The sequence below is a fragment of the Mycolicibacterium sp. HS_4_1 genome (assembly GCF_054515875.1).
The window spans coordinates 3023220-3042207 of the sequence record NZ_CM137261.1 but is presented as its reverse complement, the minus strand read 5'-3'; the positions used below and the strand labels follow the sequence as shown (position 1 = coordinate 3042207).

17 protein-coding genes and 1 pseudogene are annotated in these 18988 nt (G+C 64.1%); 9 read left to right on the top strand and 9 right to left on the bottom strand.

Going from position 1 to position 18988, the window contains the following annotated elements:
• The first annotated feature begins 326 nt into the window (after positions 1-326).
• Positions 327-1343 carry a type I glyceraldehyde-3-phosphate dehydrogenase gene (gene gap, locus ACX12F_RS14540; RefSeq protein WP_459370199.1) on the top strand — a complete coding sequence of 339 codons (1017 nt, stop codon included), beginning with the start codon at positions 327-329 and terminating at the stop codon, positions 1341-1343.
• 17 nt (positions 1344-1360) lie between these two features.
• On the opposite strand, the gene ACX12F_RS14535 is transcribed toward gap, so the two are convergent.
• Both ACX12F_RS14535 and ACX12F_RS14530 read right to left on the bottom strand, forming a co-directional pair.
• Positions 1361-2299, bottom strand: a complete 939-nt coding sequence (locus ACX12F_RS14535; RefSeq protein WP_459370352.1) for a 1-phosphofructokinase family hexose kinase — start codon at positions 2297-2299, stop codon at positions 1361-1363.
• Positions 2300-2817: 518 nt separating this feature from the next.
• A complete protein-coding gene (locus ACX12F_RS14530; RefSeq protein ID WP_459370198.1) occupies positions 2818-4179 on the bottom strand; it encodes a cytochrome P450 in 1362 nt (453 codons plus the stop codon).
• A 612-nt stretch (positions 4180-4791) separates the two neighbouring features.
• Here ACX12F_RS14530 and ACX12F_RS14525 point away from each other — a divergent pair.
• Positions 4792-5523 carry a dienelactone hydrolase family protein gene (locus ACX12F_RS14525; protein WP_459370197.1) on the top strand — a complete coding sequence of 244 codons (732 nt, stop codon included), beginning with the start codon at positions 4792-4794 and terminating at the stop codon, positions 5521-5523.
• A gap of 37 nt (positions 5524-5560) precedes the next feature.
• Here the strand turns inward: ACX12F_RS14525 and ACX12F_RS14520 are convergent, their stop codons facing one another.
• Positions 5561-7087 (bottom strand): MFS transporter, encoded by a 1527-nt coding sequence (locus ACX12F_RS14520; protein WP_459370196.1) that lies wholly within the window; start codon positions 7085-7087, stop codon positions 5561-5563.
• Between the two features lie 69 nt (positions 7088-7156).
• Here ACX12F_RS14520 and ACX12F_RS14515 point away from each other — a divergent pair, with 69 nt between their 5' ends.
• Positions 7157-7798 (top strand): winged helix-turn-helix transcriptional regulator, encoded by a 642-nt coding sequence (locus ACX12F_RS14515; RefSeq protein ID WP_459370195.1) that lies wholly within the window; start codon positions 7157-7159, stop codon positions 7796-7798.
• Positions 7799-7814: 16 nt separating this feature from the next.
• On the opposite strand, the gene ACX12F_RS14510 is transcribed toward ACX12F_RS14515, so the two are convergent.
• Entirely contained in the window at positions 7815-9500 is a 1686-nt protein-coding gene (locus tag ACX12F_RS14510; RefSeq protein WP_459370194.1) for a GMC family oxidoreductase, read from the bottom strand.
• A 94-nt stretch (positions 9501-9594) separates the two neighbouring features.
• Positions 9595-10659 (bottom strand): cupin domain-containing protein, encoded by a 1065-nt coding sequence (locus ACX12F_RS14505; protein ID WP_459370193.1) that lies wholly within the window; start codon positions 10657-10659, stop codon positions 9595-9597.
• Positions 10660-11165: 506 nt separating this feature from the next.
• Between ACX12F_RS14505 and ACX12F_RS14500 the strand changes: the two genes are divergently transcribed.
• A protein-coding gene (locus tag ACX12F_RS14500; RefSeq protein WP_459366735.1) for an IS5 family transposase occupies positions 11166-12063 on the top strand; the annotation gives its coding sequence in 2 pieces (ribosomal slippage) (positions 11166-11512 and positions 11511-12063; 900 coding nt in all).
• Here the strand turns inward: ACX12F_RS14500 and ACX12F_RS14495 are convergent.
• Together ACX12F_RS14495 and ACX12F_RS14490 are read right to left on the bottom strand one after the other, a co-directional pair.
• A complete protein-coding gene (locus ACX12F_RS14495; RefSeq protein ID WP_459370192.1) occupies positions 12049-12540 on the bottom strand; it encodes a hypothetical protein in 492 nt (163 codons plus the stop codon). The genes ACX12F_RS14500 and ACX12F_RS14495 overlap by 15 nt on opposite strands.
• Before the next feature lie 86 nt (positions 12541-12626).
• Entirely contained in the window at positions 12627-13436 is an 810-nt protein-coding gene (locus tag ACX12F_RS14490) for an LLM class F420-dependent oxidoreductase (protein WP_459370191.1), read from the bottom strand.
• A 353-nt stretch (positions 13437-13789) separates the two neighbouring features.
• Between ACX12F_RS14490 and ACX12F_RS14485 the strand changes: the two genes are divergently transcribed.
• Positions 13790-14275, top strand: a complete 486-nt coding sequence (locus ACX12F_RS14485) for a flavodoxin family protein (protein ID WP_459370190.1) — start codon at positions 13790-13792, stop codon at positions 14273-14275.
• Here ACX12F_RS14485 and ACX12F_RS14480 read toward each other — a convergent pair.
• Positions 14214-15185 carry an IS481 family transposase gene (locus ACX12F_RS14480; protein ID WP_459368017.1) on the bottom strand — a complete coding sequence of 324 codons (972 nt, stop codon included), beginning with the start codon at positions 15183-15185 and terminating at the stop codon, positions 14214-14216. The genes ACX12F_RS14485 and ACX12F_RS14480 overlap by 62 nt on opposite strands.
• A gap of 264 nt (positions 15186-15449) precedes the next feature.
• Here ACX12F_RS14480 and ACX12F_RS14475 point away from each other — a divergent pair, with 264 nt between their 5' ends.
• The gene (locus tag ACX12F_RS14475; RefSeq protein WP_459370189.1) at positions 15450-15890 is read left to right on the top strand and encodes a pyridoxamine 5'-phosphate oxidase family protein; all 441 of its coding nucleotides are present in this window, start codon (positions 15450-15452) and stop codon (positions 15888-15890) included.
• Here ACX12F_RS14475 and ACX12F_RS14470 read toward each other — a convergent pair.
• On the bottom strand, positions 15887-16417 hold the full coding sequence (locus ACX12F_RS14470; protein WP_459370188.1) for a CPBP family intramembrane glutamic endopeptidase: 531 nt from the start codon (positions 16415-16417) through the stop codon (positions 15887-15889). The genes ACX12F_RS14475 and ACX12F_RS14470 overlap by 4 nt on opposite strands.
• 731 nt (positions 16418-17148) lie before the next feature.
• Here ACX12F_RS14470 and ACX12F_RS14465 point away from each other — a divergent pair.
• The 3 genes and pseudogenes from ACX12F_RS14465 (at position 17149) to ACX12F_RS14455 (ending at position 18592) form a co-directional block, all read left to right on the top strand.
• A pseudogene (locus ACX12F_RS14465) lies at positions 17149-17654 on the top strand (FBP domain-containing protein).
• 107 nt (positions 17655-17761) lie between these two features.
• Positions 17762-18376 carry a dihydrofolate reductase family protein gene (locus tag ACX12F_RS14460; RefSeq protein WP_459370187.1) on the top strand — a complete coding sequence of 205 codons (615 nt, stop codon included), beginning with the start codon at positions 17762-17764 and terminating at the stop codon, positions 18374-18376.
• Between the two features lie 15 nt (positions 18377-18391).
• Positions 18392-18592, top strand: a complete 201-nt coding sequence (locus ACX12F_RS14455; RefSeq protein WP_459370186.1) for a DUF7489 domain-containing protein — start codon at positions 18392-18394, stop codon at positions 18590-18592.
• The last annotated feature ends 396 nt before the right edge of the window (positions 18593-18988 follow it).

The following is an 18988-nucleotide window of genomic DNA, read 5'->3' as shown; positions in this document are numbered from 1 at the left end:
GCCGCGCGTGCTTCCGTACTCTGTGCCACGAACGTCAACCTCCCACAGCGGCCAGCCTCGAGCCAGGGGCGAAGGTCACTCGAATAGGTGACGCACCAGCGTGCTTTCGTTCAGCAGTTGGCCATTGTGTCGGGACGCCAGGAATGCAGTGGCGGCAGGACCGTTGTGCCCCATCGACAATGAAGCCCAGGCCAATACTGCGTGACTATCCGATGACGACGGCAAGCGAGGACCTTGTCCTCTGCCACTTGGCTGTTGGTGTGGCCAGTATTTAACCGGCCCGGCTCAATGCGCCACCAGACGACCGATCTACGAGGAGATTTCCCATGGCTATCAGAGTGGGTGTGAATGGCTTCGGCCGCGTCGGCCGAAACTTCTTCCGTGCGGTGGACGTACAGCGCGCGGCAGGCACCACTGACGTTGAGATCGTCGCGGTGAATGACCTCACGGACAACAAGACTCTGGCTCACTTGCTCAAGTACGACTCGATCCTCGGACGGTTACCGCACGACGTGTCGGTTGACGGTGACGACTTTATGGTGGGAGACCAGCGGATCAAGGCGTGGTCCATCGCCGACGGGCCGGCGGCGGTGCCGTGGGGCGACCTCGGGGTGGATGTCGTCATCGAATCGACCGGTCGGTTCACTGCCGCCGAGCAGGCGCGCGGTCACCTCCACGGCGGCGCGAAGAAGGTGGTGGTGTCGGCGACATCGAAGGGTGCGGACCTCACCGTGGTGATGGGTGTCAACCATCGCGACTACGACGGCACGCAGACGGTTGTCTCCAACGCCTCGTGTACTACGAACTGCCTGGCGCCGATGGCGATGGTGCTCGACGAGGTGTTCGGAATCGAGCGCGGGCTCATGACCACCATCCACGCGTACACCGCAGACCAGAACCTGCAGGACGGTCCGCATCGCGACCTTCGGCGAGCTCGCGCCGCGGCGATCAACGTGGTGCCCACGTCCACCGGGGCCGCCCGCGCGATCAGCGTGGTGCTGCCCCAACTCAAAGGCCGACTCGACGGGTACGCGCTGCGGGTACCGGTGCCAACGGGTTCAGCCACCGATCTCACCGTCATCGTGCGAGAGCCGGCAACCGCCGAGGCGGTCAATGCCGCGTTCAAGGCCGCCGCCGAAGGTGAACTCAAGGGCTTCCTCACCTACACAGAGGATCCCATCGTCTCCTCCGACATCGTCACCGACCCCTCGTCATGCATCTTCGACGCCGGACTCACCAAGGTCACGGGTGACCTGGTGAAGGTCGTCGGCTGGTACGACAATGAATGGGGCTACTCCCACCGCTTGGTGGACTTGACCGACCTTGTCGCATCCACGCTCTGACGGGCTCCGTCGGCGGGTCAGAGGTCCACGGAACCGTCCGCCAGGGCGATCGGTTCGGGAGCAATATCGAACAGTCGCTCGACGTCGGCGCGAGTGCAAGTCGCGGTTCCCGGGGTCATCAGCATGGCGGCACCCGTGGCGATACCCAGCCGAATCGACTTGGTGAGTGACCACCCGCCGCTCAGCCCGACGGCGAGCCCGGCGATCATGGCATCGCCGGCACCGACACCACTACCCGACCGTACTGCCACCGGCGGATAGCGCTGGGCGCCTTCGGTATTGACGAACAACGCACCCTGGACGCCCAGTGATACCAGGACATTGTGTGCACACCCACGCTCGATGAGCTCTCGGGCCGCCGCGACCCGTTGGGTCTCGTCCGGCAAGTCGCGGCGGACACATTCGCGGAGCTCACGGACACTGGGCTTGAGCAGGAAAACCCTGTCGCCGGTGAGGTGGCGCAGACCGCTGCCAGAGGTGTCGAGGATCAGCTGGGTGCCCAGCTGCGCGCAGACACCGGCGACTCGGTTGTAGAAATCTGGCGATACGTTGGGCGGCAGACTGCCGCTGGCGACCACAAAGTCGGCCGAAGCTGCCAGGGAACGCAGCTCCCGGAGACATTCCTCTTGCTCGGCGGCGCTGAGGGCCGGTCCGGGCAGCACGAACCGGTATTGCCGTTCGGTAAGGCGTTCGTTCACCGTGAAGCTCTCCCGGGTCGGCTCGGCGATCGGAATCCGGCGCACGGGCACGCCTGCGGCACCAAGCAGCGCGGAGACAAGATCGCCACTGGCGCCGCCCGCGGGAAAGATGGCCACTGCCGAGGTGCCGAGAACCTGTGCCACCCGGGCGACGTTGATACCGCCACCGCCGGGGTCGTAACGCGCAGCGCCGCAACGCATTTTGTCGGTCGGCATCACTACGTCGGTGCTGGTGGTGATATCGAGCGCCGGATTCATCGTCACGGTGACAATCCGGGCACTAGTGGAGGGTGAAACCGCATCGGTGGCGATTGGCGTCACGACGATCACCTGCTTTCCGTTCCGCTTCGACCCTAGGGAAGGCGCCGGGTGACGTTAATGGTCGTTAGTCCACGACGCGCTGCCGTTCGACCCGACCTAGGTAGCCATCTCGCTCTTCATCTGCCCACCGGCACAGCGATGATCAGCTACGCCGACAGCTTCTTCTTCGGCATCACCGCCGACGGGTGTCAACCGACCCCGCCAGCTAGGTCCGCCGCAGGCGCCGGGCGGGAGTTCTTCGGTCGCACAATGGAGTGCGGCGGCGAGTGCGGGGAGACCTCTGACCGGCCGTCAACGTTCTCGACGAGCCGTCCCAGCGCGACGCTTCCCGGCCGAGTCCAACGTTCGGGGCTCGGATCGAATCGACATCGCTCGCCGATCTATCGGCATGGCCCGGACTCTACCGACATGGCGAAACCAGCTGTGACCACAGACATTACGGCGCACTTCAGACACTAGCCTTGGCTGACCCTTGAGGGGCCGAGGCACACGGGGAGATGACTTATTCCCCGCAGCAGTGTGCTGTCGTTCATGGTTGGCGTGCCGGCGAGAGTCAGTCGGGGGAACCGTTCGAACAGAGCTTGCAGGCCGATCTGCAGTTCCATCCGGGCCAGCGGAGCGCCGAGGCAGACGTGGCTACCGGTACCGAAACTGACGTGATCGCGGGCATTGGCGCGAGCGCTATCGAATTCGCCGGGCCGATCGAATGCGGCCGGGTCGCGGTTGGCACCGGCAAGGAGCACGAAGACGGCCATACCCTCTCGCACGGTGTGGCCGCCGAGTTGAACTTCCGCTGTGGCTACTCTGACTCCGATTTGGGAGACCGAGTCGTAGCGCAGTGCTTCTTCTACGGCGTTGGGCCAGTCTTCGGGGTGCGCCTGGAGGCGCGCTAGTTGGTCCGGGTGATTTACCAGCGCAACGACTGCATTGCTGAATTGATGTGCAGTAGTGAGGAATCCGGCGCCGAGGAGTAGGCCGGCGAACGTCCGAATCTCGAAGTCGGAGAGCTCGGTGTCTTGGATGACGGCGTACAGAATGCCGTCGCCGGCGCTACCGTCGCGCAGCCGCTCGATATGCGTGGCGAGGTAATTTTCGAACTCGCGCAAGCCCGCAACCGCGGTTCGGAAGTTGCGCCAAGACGGCGCTGTGGTGGTGATCAATTTAGAGGCAGATTCACCCATTTCGTACAGGTAAGGCGTATCGCCACGTGGAATTCCCAGCATCTCGGCGATGATCTCGATGGGGATGCGCGAAGCGTAGGCGGTAGCCAAATCGCAGTCGCCGCCGTCCTCGAGTTCATTCAGCAAGCCGTCGGCGACCTCGTGGATGCGCACGCGAAGCCCGTCTATCGCTTTCGGGGTGAATGCCCGCGATACGAGGCGTCGCAACCGCGCGTGCTCGGGCTCGTCGACCATCAGTAGCGACGGCGGCTCCACGGGGTTGATCACGCGGGGATTGGTCTTCTCGATTAGTCGCTGGACGGTCCGGAACGGCGAGCGATCTTGGGGTTTAGCGGTACGGAAACAACTGTCCCGCAATATCTCTCGAACAATTTGCAGATCGGCTGTGACCCAGGCGTTGCCCCCGAATGCCGGTGCCATTCGCCCGTGTTGGCGAATCTGCTCGATCAGATCATAGGAACGTTCATGCTGGTCGTCGTCAAGGAGCAGCTGGGCGAACGGGTCGCCGCGACGCGCCAGAACCTTCAGTGTCCCGCGGGGGAGCCCGTACCCCATCAGCCAATGCGACCAGGTCTTTATATCCACATTCACGTTATTCGCCCCCGCGGATCGACTACCGATCAGGTTAGCCGTCAATGTGCCGGTTCTGTCCGTGGATCGCGATCATCGGTGATAGCCGTCGCTCGCCAGGATCTCGACCCCGTGCCAACCCCAGTACACGCGGTGGGCCTGGATCAACCCGTCTTCGATCTCCAAGGCCGAAGCATTTCGCTTCTATCGCCTCACCGAATCCGGGGCCGCCGCGCTCGCCGACTGGGGCTTACCCACGCCGTTGCTGGAGACCACCGCCGTACTGCGATACTGCGTGAACTGGACCGAACAAGCCCACCACTTCGCTGGGCCCCACGGCACCGTGCTCGCGGATTGCCTGTTCGAACGCGGGTGGATCACCAAAGCCAAAACGCCACGCGCCGTCGTCCTTACGCCGACAGGGCTAGGGCATCTACAGCAAGTCACGCGCCCGGACTGACGGTGAAGGCGCCAAGCTGCGACAGCATGCCACGAAGACCACCGGAAAATCGTTGGCTGCCAACGGTGACCGCTGCTATGTTCGTTGGCAGGCCGTGCGACAGGACAAGGAGGTGGTACCCGTGAACGTATCGACGTGGGTGCTCCTCTTCAGGGACACGGTCGGGCGATAGGTCGTCCGGGAGCGCCGTTTGACGAGCTCTCCCGAAAGGCACGACCATGCACTTCACTTCCGAAATGCGCCTCGATGACGGCAGTCTTGAGCGCACCTTCACCCTCGGTGACATCCCCGGCATCCTGTGGACGCCCGAGTCCACACCGGCGCCGCTGATCCTCGTCGGTCACCCCGGCGGACTGCCGGCGATGTATCCGCGGGTGGCGAGCCGGGCCCGACGCTCCTTAGCGGATGGCTTTGCCGCAGCCACCATCGAGCTTCCCGGTTCCGGGGACCGGCCCCGGTGGGCCGACGCCGAGCAGGCCCGTGCGGATCTGCGCCGGGCGCTTTCCGCCGGAGAGCCCGTCGACGAAATCGTCGACCGGCTTGTCCTCCCTCTCGTCGAAGCCGCAGTCCCGGAATGGCGATACCTTCTCGACATACTCCTCTCGCTTCCCGAGATCAGCGGCCCTGCGGGGTACTCGGGCGGGTTGCTCGCCATTGGCATCCGATTGGCAGCAGTCGAATCCCGCATCGCCGCCGCTGGTTTGTTCGCCGGTACTTTCGTGCCTCGCTCCATGTTCGGCGAGGCCCGTCGCATCACGATTCCGCTGCACATGCTGCTGCAGTGGGACGACGAGTGGAACGACCGGCATCAGGCGCTGACCCTGTTCGACGCCTTCAGCTCGCGCGAGAAGACATTGCAAGCCAACATGGGCGGCCACACCGGCGTCCCGCAGTTCGCGGGCGAGGACGCAGCCCGCTTCTTCGCCCGGCATCTGATGCCGAGCGGCTAGCCGTTTGCGGTCGGGTGCCGCGAGGTTGAGGTCACGGTCAACGGGGAGGTCGTGCCGTCAGGGCTGCCGTCGTGAGCGATCCTTGGAATCGACGGCCGGGTAGCGCGACGAGCCCCGCGGCGGCAGCGGTGTAGCACAGGGCAGCTATTACGGTGCACGCCTCGGTGAGGCCGGCGAGGAATGATTGTTGTACCGCAGCAAGAAGTCCTGAGGTGTCGGAGGCGATGCCGAACGCGATTGGGACGGAGTTGGCGGCCTCGGCCGCTTTACCGGTAGTCGCGAATGCGCTGCCGGCCAGGTGTGCGCCGAATGCTGATGAGAACAACGAGCCGATGATGGCGACGCCCAATGTCGACCCCAACTCGCGCGTGGCGTCGTTGACCGCGGAGCCGATACCCGCGCGAGCCGGCGGTAGCACCAGCATGATGGATTCTGTTGCGGGCGTGGAGATCAGCCCTATACCCAAACCCATGAGCAGCATCTGTCCGATGATGGTGGACCAATAGGGCGTGTTGATGTCGATACTGCCGGCGATCCAGGCCATCGCGGTGCCAAAGGAGACCAGTCCACTGACGACCACCGTGCGGGTACCGATGCGTGGGGCGAGTAGTCCACCGACGACCGAACCGACGGCGATCGAACCCGCGACGGGCAGGATGCGCGCGCCGGTGGAGAGCGGGCTGAACCCGCGAAGGACTTGGAAGTACTGGGTAATCAAAAAGATGAAGCCTGACAGCGAGAAGAAGGCGACCGTCACGGATGCACTGGCGGCGCTGAACCTGCGGTCGGTGAAGAGCTCGACATCCAGCATAGGGTGTTCGGCCGCTTGCTCGACCATGACGAAGGCCAATGCCAATGCTGCGGCCACAGCGAACCCCACCAACGTCGTGGTGCTGTGCCAACCCCTGACGGGGGCCTCGATGATGGTGTAGACGAGAACGCCGAGTAGAAGAACCGAGGTGGCGAGACCTCGGATGTCGACCGCCGGCACGTTGGGGTCTCGCGATTCCGGCACGAGGAAGACCGTGAGGACTGCGGCCAGCAGAGCAAGGGGTATGAGTGCCCAGAAGACACTGCTCCACGAGAAGTGTTGCAGCAGAAGCCCGCCGGTGACCGGCCCGGCGGCAACACCAACCCCGACCACCGCACCCCAACCGCCGAGCGCGGCGGCGCGCTGGCGACGATCGGCGAATGTGTTGGTGATGACCGACAGTGTTGTCGGGAAGATCAGTGCGGCGAAGACACCCATGGCGAACCGTGCGGCAACCAGTGCTCCAGTGGTCGTGGCCATGGCGCCGATTGCGCTGGTGCCGGCAAAACCGAGCAGCCCGATGAGCAGGGCGGGACGTCGTCCGTACCGATCAGACAAACTGCCGGCCGCCAGCACGAGAGCGGCGAACGTGAGGTTGTAGCCATCGACAACCCACTGCAGGCCTCGGGTGTCGGCGTGAAGTTGGGTCGCGATGCTCGGAAGGGCGACGTTGACGATCGTGACGTCGAGGTTGATGGCAAGGACCGCAACGTATATCGCGGCCAGGATTCCGGCCTTGCTCATCGTGGTCATATTCGTCCACCCCTCGACCATGTAAGATGATAAAAGCAAGGTTAGTTTAAATTTGCAAGCGGATGCGAGATGAGTCGAGATTACGGTCAGTACTGCGGACTTGCCCGGGCCCTCGATGTGGTGGGCGACCGGTGGAATCTGCTGATTGTCCGCGAGCTACTGATAGGACCTGCGCGGTTCGGCGAGCTGCGCGAAGGGTTGGCGGGCGTAGCGACCAATCTGCTAACCAGCCGACTCCGCGATCTCGAAGCGACCGGCGTGATCGAGCGACGCTTGTCCGACGACAGCAGCTCGATCACATACGCCTTGACGCCGTGGGGTGCCCAGTTGCGGGAGCCCATCAATGCGCTGATCCGATGGTCCACGCCGCTGATGATCCGTGGGCCCGAAGGCGACGAGTTCCGCCTAGCCGGCCTTCTCGTCGCCCTTCCCGCCCTACTGTCAGGTCGTGTGCCCGCTGATCAATCGGTCGCCGTGGGAATCACCGTGGACGACGTCACGGTCCAACTGCATGCCACCGCGAGCGGCATCGTTGTCGGCCGCCCCGACGGGCGGCATCTCGACGCGGTACTGGCTGGCGAGGGCCAGCTGATCCTTGGGCTCGCGGCGGGCGTGTTGTCCCTCAATGATGTTGCCGCACTTGTTGATATCACCGGCGATCGATCAGCTCTGCGAAACTTCTTCGACGCACCGAAGCCCTCCGCGCAATAAGTCGCCGCCGACCGCCCTATCCCAGGATCGCCCGAGCTGCACGCTCGGCGATCAACATGACCGGCGCGTTGGTGTTGCCCGATGTGATGGTGGGCATGGCCGAGGCATCGGCCACGCGGAGGCCGGCGACGCGATGCACGCGAAAGTCGGTGTCGAGCACCGTTGTGGCTGACCGCGGAAGGCCTTGCGGGTCAAAGGCTCCCATCGCGCAGGTGCCCACCGGATGGAAGATGGTCGTGCCTAGTTCACGGGCGGCTTGTTGCAGATCATCATCGCTCACCACTTGCGGTCCGGGCAGCAGCTCGTCCGGGTGGTAGGGGGCCAGTGCTGGTGCAGCCATGATCTCCCGCGTCATCCGGAGACCTTTGACGGCGGCGTGGTGATCGGCGTCAGTGGACAGGTAATTGCAGGAGATTTTCGGGTTGGCCCGCGGATCCGCGCTGGCTATGCGCACGTGTCCGCGCGATGTGGGGCGCAGATTGCAGACTGAGGGAGTGATGGCTCCGAAAGGGTGCAGCGGGTCACCGAACTTGGGCAGGGACAACGGCTGCACATGCCACTCCAGATCGGGACTGGCCAGTGCCGGATCGCTTTTCGCGAAAGCCCCCAGCGTCGAGGGCGGCATGGTCATCGGTCCGGAGCGCAGCATCACGTACTGGAGTCCCATGCCACCACGGGTGATCCAATTCCGGTATAGCGTGTTGACCGTTCGGGCGCCTTGGATGCGGTACACGGTTCGCAACTGCAGATGGTCCTGGAGGTTTTCGCCAACGCCAGGCAGATCGACCACCACCGGCACTTGATGCTGGGTGAGCAGCTCCGCCGGACCCAAACCCGAGGTCTGCATGAGCTGCGGCGAGCCAATGGCGCCGGCAGTCAGGATCACCTCCCGGCGCGCACGGACGTCGACCATCCGGCCGTCTTTGAGCAGGCGCACGCCGGTGGCACGTCGTTGCGCCGTGGTCCAGGCACCGCGACGCTGCTGCTCCTGGACCTGATCGTCCAGTAGTAGCCGCACGGCCTGAGTCTCGGTGTAGACCGTGAGATTGGGTCGGTGGGTGATGGGATGCAGGAAGGCATCGGCCATCGACCAGCGCCGGCCGCGCCGTTGGTTGACGTGGAAGTAGGCGCTGCCCGAGTTGTCGCCCCGGTTGAACTCATCGATCGGGGCGATGCCTACCTGAGCAGCGGCGGCCTGCCAGGCGTCCAGGATCTTCCAGCGCACCCGCGGCTGCTCGACGCGGATCTCGCCACCCGCGCCGTGCCAGTCGTCGGCCCCGCCGAAGTAATCTTCCAGCTCCTTGTAGATCGCCAGTGTCTCGCCGGGACCGTCAGCGCCGCCCCACAGCCAGCGCTCGTCGCCGGTGGCTCGCGCCCAGAGGACGTAATCGGAGGCCTGGCCACGCATGTGAATCATGGCGTTGATCGACGAACAGCCACCGATGACGCGGCCCCGCGCGTAATGAATGCTGCGCCCGGCCAGACCTGGGTCTGGCTCGGTCGTGAAGCACCAGTCGGTGCGCGGGTTGGCGATGGTGTACAGGTAGCCCACCGGCACCTTGATCCAGAACCAATTGTCTTTACCGCCGGCCTCGATCAGCAGGACCCGGTGATCTGGGTTGGCGCTGAGTCGGTTGGCGAGCAAGCAGCCCGCACTGCCTGCACCCACGATGATGAAGTCGAAGTCGGCGGCGGGGCTCATTCTGGCGATCAATCCTCCATGGCAGCGGACGGCGAGTCCTAGTGTGCGCGATGACCGTCTGGTCCGTGCGCATTCCCATACCGCGTGTGGGGAATCAGAGTTGGCCGACTCCGTGCGCGTCAACAGGGTTCACCCGGGAAACCACCAGTGGGTCTGCGGGAGTGAAGGGGAACGTCGGCAGATCATCGATGTGGGTGTTGAATGCGGCGGCCAAGACTTCTCGTGAATAGGCGCTGGCAGAGGCTTTGAAGCCAATGTCGGCGGGGAACGGCTGGTCGAAGAAGATGAGGAAATGCCAGTCGTCGGTGCCGATGTTTTCGATGTGATGGGGGTAGGCGCGGGGGATGAAGTACATGTCTCCCGTGGTGAGGTTCCAGGTGTCCAGAGTGCCGTCCGGGTTCATGATGGTCATGCGCGCGTCGCCGTAATGGACATAGCCCATCTCAGCGGTGACGGGATGCCAATGCGGTTCGCGCATACCGTTTTCGGTGATGCGCAGCGAGTACATCGAAATGTCCTTCAACGCCGGCCAGAACTGGTCGCGGGCGAAGCGTGCGTTACCACTGGCGAAGTTGAGTCCGGGCGCTTGGGCTTCAATGTCGAACTTGTGCGGATCGTTGAAGTGGGCTGCGGCGGGGATGCTCGGGTCGCCGGTGCGGGCTGCCAGTTTGTGGTCGACGGTGCTGCGACGGATCTTGGTGATGTCGGACGACGGTAGGTCGTAGGTGTTGCCCAACACGGCGTCGGTGAACGCTCCGAAGGTGGCGCCCAGGCCGAAGTCCTCGGGACGTTCGTTGCGGAAGGCGATGATGAACTCGGCGACGTCGGTACCGATGTTCTCGATGTGGTGCAGCGCACCGGATTCGATGTGGAACATCTGTCCGGCTGTGACGATGAAGTTCGAGAACGAACTGTGGTTGTCCAGAACGGACACCAGGGCGGTCCCCGAGACGCAGTAGGTGAGTTCGTTGGCGTTCGCGTGCCAGTGTGGCGTGCGCATGGCCCCGGGGTTGAGCAAAAGCCGCTTGATCGACAGATTCTTCAGAATCGGCAGGGCATCAGCGGTGACTCGGCGCATCGAGCCGAGTTCGGATTCCTCGACAATCTCGCCGCCCAGTAGTGAGACGGTGTGGCTGCTGCGGGCGATGGACGTGGTCATACGAATCCTCCTCGTTGCTCAAGCCGACAGATGTCAGTGTCGTCGGCGAGGAGCCTTCCGTCATGGATGCCGCCGGCAATCAGGAGTTGCCGGAAGCCCTACTTCGCCCGTTCCTGCTAGCGGTAACACGGAAAATGAGAGGCGAGAAAAGCCTTCGCAAGAGGTTTCGGGCCAGGACCGCTGCAGCAAGAGCGGGATGATGGCCATGCGGACGCCCGTAATGGAGACACAGCGTCGCCCGCACTTCGCTCGGCGGGATACGGGCATACGCATGGTAGCTGCGGTAGCCCCAGAAGAGATAAGCGTTGCCTGGCTTCAGGGCCAGGACATGGGCGTCTGGATCCAGAGCTAATTGGTGCTCAATCCGCCTGCGATACAAGCTGTTCTGGGTCAGGAATTTCTCGGCGATGTTCGCTCCGACGAAGCGCCGGAACGGGCGCCGGTTGGGGAAGACCACTAGGGCGTGTCTGACAAAAGTTTCAGGTGTGGTGCCTGAGACTTGAGGAATGTCGCGGTTCCAATTGCTCTCCGATGCCCAGTGGTCGTTGATCGAGGATCTGCTTCCGGTTCGAACGGGTAAGCGGGGCAGACCTTTCCAGGATGCTCGGTCGATGGTTGAGGGCATCATCTACCGGTACCGGTGTGGCATTGCCTGGCGTGACGTGCCGCAGGTGTTCGGTCCGTGGCAGTCGATCTGGACGTGGCACCGGCGGATGAGCGCCGACGGTACCTGGGATGCGGTGTTGGCCCGGTTGCTGGCGGCCGCTGATGAGGCCGGGATGATCGATTGGGCGGTGGCGGTCGATTCCACGATCGCTCGCGCGCATCAGCACGCCACGAACCTCACCCGTGACACAGGGGGCTGGGTCGAATTACACGAATCTGGCGATCGAGCCGCCTGACCACGGTATTGGCCGCTCCCGCGGTGGGTTAACCAGCAAGATTCACCATCTGGTCGACGGTCGCGGGCGGCCGTTGGTGGTGCTCGTGGGCGCCGGTCAATCCCACGATGGCCCGGTGTTCGAGCATTTGCTCGCCCATCTGCGAGTCGACCGCCCCGGCGGCGGACGGCCCCGCACCCGCCCCGATCGCGTCCGCGCAGACAAGGCCTATTCGAGTCGAGCCACCCGGACCTTGCTGCGGCGACGCCGGATCGGCGCGGTGATCCCGGAACCTTCCGATCAGGTCGCCAACCGGAAACGACGGGGCTGCCGTGGCGGCCGGCCCCCGGCCTTCGACGCCCAAGATTACAAGGGCCGCAACGTCGTTGAACGCAACTTCAATGACGTCAAGCAATGGCGCGGACTGGCCACCCGCTACGACAAGCTCGCCATCGTCTACCGCGCCGCAGCAGTCCTGAGAGCGGTCACCCTGTGGCTACCCCATTTGTCAGACACGCCCTAATTCCCCTGACTCACCGTGAGCGCCTTCCGACATGAAGACGGGGATGACCAACGTGAGCGCGCTGGCGTCGTAGTGAAACCACATCGGGTCGTCGTGGGGCGCGGCGCCGGAATTGATGCGTAGCACGGTGTGGATACGCTCGCCGTCTGCTCCGCCCCCGGGGCAGCCTACGACCATCAACTCTGCGAACAGCCGTTGCAGCCTCTCGTCGGTCACTATCTGGCGGGCCGGCTCGAAGCCTTGCTCGGCAGCGCCGTAAACCGTGACGTGGCGGCCGTTATGCGCAGCGATGAGTAAAGTTGCGGCGGTTTGTGCGGCGGCAAGCCAGTCGGCGGAGACGACGTCGGCGAGGCACACGACCCCGTTCCGATCCAGCTCCGCGGCGATACGGGCGGACGGCTCGTCAGTCCTGCACGGCGCCACTTGCACGAGCGTCAGTTTATGCCCGATCGCTGGGTTGTGCGGGAAAGCTGACATTCCCAGAGTAGTTCGTGCCGCGTTTGCTACCGCGAGCTACAGCAAATCACACGTCTGACGACGGCGGCGCACAGGTCTGAATATCGTCACGCGCTGTCCCGCCATGCGATCACCTCTTTGAGGGAGGTCAGATCGTAGCCGTCGTCGGAGGTGAGCTCGGTCTGGAACAGCGTGACACCGGCCTCGCGGAAGGCGTCGGCGCTGTCGGCGTTCTGCCACAGTGTCGAGCGTTCGATATCGGCGCCGTTGCGGCCGAACGTCGCTGCCAGCTCGTCGACGCGATCGCTGGATCTGCGGAACGCATCGAGCTCCTGGAACGCGTGCCAGATGTCGGCGTGCCGGGCGACGGCGGGCAACGAGCGCTTGGGCCCCGTGCCGCCGATGAGGATCGGCAGCTTGCGCACGGGTGGCGGGATCAGTGCGGCAAGCCGGTTCTCGATGCGGATCAGGCTCTCGTCGAACAGATCGAAGCGAGAGCCGAAGGTGCCGAAGTCGTAACCGTAAGTGGTGTAGTCCTTTTCGTACCAGCCAGCGCCGAGGCCCAGGATGAGCCGGCCACCACTGATGTGGTCGACGGTGCGCGCCATATCGGCCAGCAGGTCGGCGTTGCGGTAGCCGACGCCGGTGACGAGGAGCCCGATCTCGGCATGTGACGTGATCTCGCCCCACGATGCGAGTGCGGTCCAGCCCTCGAAGTTGGCGACATCGGGCTGCTCGTGGTGGAGGACGGGCTTGCCGTCGACGATGGCCTTCATCGCCGGTCGGTGGAAGTGGTCGTAGCCGAAGATCACGTCGACACCGAGGTCGTCGGCTGCCAGCACGGCGTCGCGCCACGTGGTGTAGTCAGGGGTTCCGCCGGGCTGGATCTGCACGGCGACGCGGACGGGACGAGTCATGGAACGCTCCTGGGTCGTGGGAAAGGCGACTCTTGAGCCAAGGTCATGGCCGACGGGTTTATTCCGGTATCCCCGAAATGGTTGCCGCACTGAGCATTTCAGAAGCTCAGGGCTGGCACAGGTCTCCTGCCTTCCGGCGTTCTCGTCGGCTGTCGTGGATGCGCTTGCGCGCGGCGTTTGAGGCGGCCGCTTCCCGGACCGGCGATGCCCGGGACCCCGCGGGACTCGCAATCGATGACCGATGGCCGCGCATAACCAAGCCTTTCGTCCCTTTCGCCAGCAAGAAGGCCGATGCAACATCAAGGTGTCCACAGCGGCGTCGATCTCGACATCGCACATCGAAAGGCTGCACCATGAAGTCGCTGGTGGTCTGCGTCTCGGTATCGAATGGAAACACGCGCCGTGTCGCCGATCTGATTGCTGAGGTGCTGGGCGCCACGGTGGTCGAGCCCGAGGACGTCGACGTCGACACGATCCGTGACTACGACCTGGTCGGCTTCGGGTCGGGGGTCTATTACATGGCCCCGCATCCACGGTTGCAGAAGCTAATCAGCGAGCTGTCGGCCGGGCACGGCCGGCCGGTCTTCACGTTCTTCACCGGCGGGGGTCCGGAGCTGCCGCTGCTCGGCTATAGCGGACGGATCCGGCGCCGCCTTGAGTCGAAAGGGTTCGACGTCCTCGGATCGTTCTCATGTCGCGGGCTCGACACGGTGGGGCCGCTCGGCTTGATCGGTGGCGTGAACAAGGGACGGCCCAACCAGGACGATCTCGACCGCGCTAGATGTTCTTCACAGGCAGGTTGTGAACGCGTAGGCGGTCGATGGGTGTCTTGCCTTTGATGCCGCTGTGGGGTCGATGGTGATTGTAGTGATGCAGCCAGTGGGGATAGGTCACGGCGCGTTCGTCCTCTGATAGGTAGGTGCGTGCGTAGGCCCATTCGGTGGCCAGGGTCCGGTTGAATCGTTCGACCTTGCCGTTGGTTTGGGGACGGTACGGCCGGGTCTTCTTGTGGCTGATGCCATCGCCGAGCGCGGTAGCGAAAACCTTTGACCGATAGCATGATCCGTTATCGGTCAGCACCCGCTTAACAGTGATGCCGTAACCATTGAAGTAGGCGTTGGCCCGGACCCAGAAATCGGCGGCGGTCTGTTTGCGCTCATCGCCGAGGATCTCCGAGTACGCCAACCGCGAGTGGTCATCAACGGCATGGTGCAGGTAGGCGTAGCCGGCCCCGCTGCGGTTGCGCCGTCCGGCTTGGCGCCCGAGTTTGCGATGCCCACCGCCGTCGGGGATGCGACCGAGCTTTTTGATGTCGACGTGGACCAGGTCTCCGGGCGCGGGATGCTCGTAGCGGTGAGGTTTGGGTCGGCGCACGACCAACCCGGTGTTCTGGTCCAGATCACGCAGCAGCGGCATCCGGTAGCGGCGCAGGACCGCCTCCACAGTCGAGCGGGGCAGCCGTAGGTGCGCCGCGATGCGGTGCGGGCCCCAGCGACGGGTGAAGCGCACCTTGATGATCCGGCGCTCGCGACGCTGCGCCAGGCGCCGCGGGCTACGGTGCGGGCGGCTGGAGCGATCGGCCATCGCCTGCTTACCTCCAGCGCGGTAGCGATCGGCCCATTTCTTGGCCGTGGCCCTCGAACACTGGAATCGCTCGGCAGCACGAGCCAGCGGCCATCGGTCATCAACAACACACTGAGCCAGAGCCAAACGGCCACGCGGAGTCAGGAAGGCATTACGGTGAGACACGAGGACCTCTCGGTGATCGATGTGTGTGTGGTAACCACAGCGATACCGGAGGTCCTCACCTATTTCCGCTCACCACGCCGTTCACAACCTGTCCAAGAGTTACAGCTAGAGCGTTCGCGACGCGGATGCGTGATCGAGCCATGCAGCTCGGTGTTCCGCCAGCGTGACGTTTAACGACGTCGGGCTTAAACCCGCCCGTCGCGCGCTCACCGTGGGAGCGCAGATCGACCAGCGTGCTGTTGCACATCGATCGGAAGGTATCTGATGTTGGGCAAACTCGATTCTGCTGACGTGGAGACCGAGCTGCGTAATGGCGTCGTCGGCCGCATCGGTTGCCTGAGCAATGGGCGCCCCTACGTGGTGCCGGTGTGCTATGCCTACCACGAGGGTTACGTCTACGGGCACGGCATGCCCGGCGCCAAACTCGCAGCGCTGCAGAATGAAGGCGCGGTCTGCTTCGAAGTCGAGAACATCACGGACCTTTCGAACTGGCGCAGCGTTATCGCCTGGGGCACAGCCGAATTGCTCGACGGAGCCGCCGCCCGCGGCGGCCTGGAAATCCTGTTAGATCACCTGGCGCCGGTGCTTGGGCCGGAGTTCACCGCCATGCACGTCGCGCACCGCTCGGGACAAGACTTCCCAGGGACCGTCTACCGAATCCGCCTGACGGAAAAGACAGGTCGCTTCGAAAAGACGGCGCTCTAGTCACTCGGTCTGATCCGCGTTCGGTCGCGCGTGTACAACCATGCCGCGCCGAGAGCGATCAACAGCAAAACGCCTAGCTCCAGCAGCGTGCCGATCACTGTCGGGCGCGGCACAACCGAGTCACCGCCGTTGAATCCGAAGTGCGCAGCCACCGCGGCTGGCACCCCGCCGCGCAAACGCTCGACGAGGAACAGCATCACTAGCGAGAACGGAATCAGTCCGACCAGCAGTGCCACAGCTCGGACGCTGAGTAGTCCAGCCGCATGTTGCCCGGTGCCGTGCAGGAAGAACATGGGTAGATGCCAGATCGCCCAGATCAGTCCGATGATCAGGCTGGCTGCCGCGACACCGTGGTTGCGGCGAATTCTTGGCTGCAGATAACCGCGCCAGCCGAATTCCTCCGCGAGCGGCCCGGCCAACAGCGTCAGCCCGACAAATCCCAGGAGTCCGCCTGCGTCGGCGAGGGCTGCCGACGAACTGCGCGATAGAGCCGACAGGTCGTTCATGTGCAGAACGAGTGCAGGCACACAGGGAACCGCCGCGCCGAGAACAAGCCCGAGCGCTATTGCCGACGCCACTGGCCGACGGTGCTCGCGGCGCTCGCGCGGATGGGCCAGCCACATGACCGCCGCCATCAGACTCGGCCCGCAGGCCGATATGGCAAAGACCACCTGCGCGGGTCCTCGACGCACATCCGCTCCAAGTCCGATCAAGGCCAGCATCGGAATCCAGGTGAATGCGTAAGTGGCGAGCACGAACTGGCGGGTTCGGACCTTGGCTGGTGCGACCTCTGCCCTGAGGTGGTGCGACGCACATGTTGCACGCGTCCGCGATAACGCCGTCTTCCGAAAGCGGACGCTCCTTGAATTACCCATCGACATCACCTCACAACATGACGATCACGCGATACCTGCGTCGCCGCGCCAAGCGTATCCGCATGAGTAATGGCGAAACGGCATCGACTTTGTTCGGCAGGTCAAACGGCGTGAGCGTTTACGGCAGCACAGCGCGATATCGACCCTCAGAGACACTGTCGCAGAGGGGATTTCGGGAATGACCAGAGGTGGCTGGCGAGAATTCAGTGGCGAGCTTGACTGCCGTGCCGCTATCGTCACCGGTGTGAACATCCGAGTCGAGGAGGTCGTCGGCGCTTGCGCCGCCATCAGATGACCGCGCTCCGTCGCCGACCGTCCCAGGTCGGCGACATCGCCATGCCCTCACTCGCCGGGTGCGTACGTCGTGCGCTCCCTATTTCAGCATGGATTCATCAATGGACTCCCACACCCGCAACCAGATCCTCGGCGCCTTCCGAGGTGCCACCCGCGGCGAGGTCAAGAAGGTCACCTTCGCTGCGGACTTCGACGCCGTCGACTTCGAGAAGTTGGACTTCTACGGCTGGACCGACCCCGAATCCCGCGCCGTGCCTACGTGCTCGTCGATCGACCCGACGGACCGGTCGCGTTGCTGTTGAACCGGGCTGCGGTCAAGCCACGCGCGCGAGCCATGTGCGCGTGGTGCAACGACGTGAATCTCACGGACGAGGCCGTGCTGTACACGGTTCGCCGGGGAGGTGCCTCCGGCCGGAAGGGGGACACCATCGGCGCGCTGATCTGCGCGAATTTCGGATGCTCCCGCAACGTGCGGCAGCTGCCACCGGCGTATCACAAGGGGACCGACCTTGCCGGCCTGCGCGCACAGCAGGTCAGTGAGCTACGCCGCAAGGTGCACGGATTCGTCAACGAGGTGCTCTCAACCGAGGATTGACGTCAGCTTTCGACCGAGTACGGATACCTGGCGCCGATGAGTTTCCGACGGCGCAGCGGTCGTATTGAGCAGAGGCAACCGAATCACCCGACGGAACGGAACTTGACGTGGCGCGAACCAACCTCTCGATGTCGATCTCGGCCGACGGCTATGTCGCCGGGCCTGATCAGACCGAACAGAATCCGATAGGAGTGGGCGGGCTGGCCCTCCATGATTGGCATATCGGTCCCAGCAGAGATCACCCAGTCAACCGGCAGGTGATGTCAGAGATGTTGGACGGCATGGGTGCAACCATCATGGGGCGCAACATGTTCGGTCCTGTTCGAGGTGAATGGAATGGTTCGGCTTGGCGAGGCTGGTGGGGCGATACTCCGCCGTATCACTGCCCAGTCTTCGTCCTCGCGCACTATGCCCACGACCCGATCGAGATGAACGGCGGTACGACGTTCCATTTCGTCACCGACGGCATCGAATCCGCGTACGAACAGGCGGAGGCGGTTGCAGGCGGGAAGGACATCTCGATCGCTGGTGGCGCATCGTGCGCACGCCAGGCGATCAAGGCGGGCTTGGTCGACGAGATCGACTTGCAGGTGTCGGCGGTGATCCTCGGATCGGGCAAGCGCTTACTCGACGGATTCCAGCCCGGCCTACCGAAATTGGAGCTCGTTCGCGTGCTGCAAGCACCCGGCGTCGCTCACCTCCGCTACCGCATCACTCGGTGAACGGCGGTAGATGAGATGTCGACAGGGGAGTGGGACGGCACCGTCGTCAAGAAATACCGGGCGCTTCTCGACGGAGCGAATCTGTACCGACGCCTGCGCATTCGGCTCGACGACGGGCAGACGATCACTGTGCGCGTTGACCGCGCGACATGGAAGGCGTTGGCAGTCGGAGACGCGGTGAGCAACACAGCGGAGGGCGGATTGCACAAGGTTTAGGTTGGGAGCGAACCATCCGTTCCGATACCTCACCGAGAGAACGATCGTCCGATTAAACCCCAGCGGCCGTCAATGCCGTTGCGGTGAAGAATTATTCGGCGGTGGCGATCCGTCGAATGGCGTGGTGCAAGGTCACCGATTCGAGCGTGCCATCGGCCGCGCGGTTCAGGTCGACGCGCAGGACGCCGGCCGGTGTCCCAGCCGCAGCAGCGACGGCGTCTAGCCGTGCAGTGCCCGGGCGACAATCCCGCCGGCGAGCGTCGACGGGACCGCCACGGCGACAGCTGAGGTCGGGGCCAGGTCTCCGGGGCGGCCGCACTCTGAACGGACGAGGCGGGAGGTCCCGTGCTGTGAGGACCAGAGTCCCTAGTCTCGCGTGAGCACCTGGGCGACGAT